This window comes from uncultured Roseibium sp., assembly GCF_947499295.1.
Taxonomy (GTDB): Bacteria; Pseudomonadota; Alphaproteobacteria; order Rhizobiales; family Stappiaceae; genus Roseibium.
The window spans coordinates 1-367 of record NZ_CANMNP010000155.1 but is presented as its reverse complement, the minus strand read 5'-3'; the positions used below and the strand labels follow the sequence as shown (position 1 = coordinate 367).

Below are 367 nucleotides of genomic sequence, written 5' to 3'. Positions count from 1 at the left end.
CTGTTTTTTGGAAGGATGTAATTTCCCTGGCAAAGTCGATAGAGGGCGGCAGGATCCCGGTCTACGGCGAAAACCGGGGGGAGGACGGAACATACAAGACGCTGGCCAGCCAACGGCAGCAAACTATCAGCTCAAACAGGAGCCAGCCCCAGCAACAACGTCTTGACGGAACGGGTCCGTCTGGACAACTGCCTGTACAATCTCTCAACGGTCTTATTCAAGATCATAATGATCATTATCCAGGCCGTGCTGAGGGCTCGAACGGCTTCCGGCTCAACAACAAAACGGTGGCCCCGGTTCAACTTGAAAATGGCGAACCAACAAAGCTGGAGAGGGTTATCGCTGCCCTGACCAATGGCATCAAAGA

The 367-nt window shown here is 53.4% G+C and carries 1 protein-coding gene; it reads left to right on the top strand.

Annotation, left to right across the window (positions count from 1 at the left end; translation table 11 throughout):
• On the top strand, window positions 1–367 hold a 367-nt coding region (locus tag Q0835_RS30220), incomplete at both ends, for a hypothetical protein (RefSeq protein WP_298967210.1).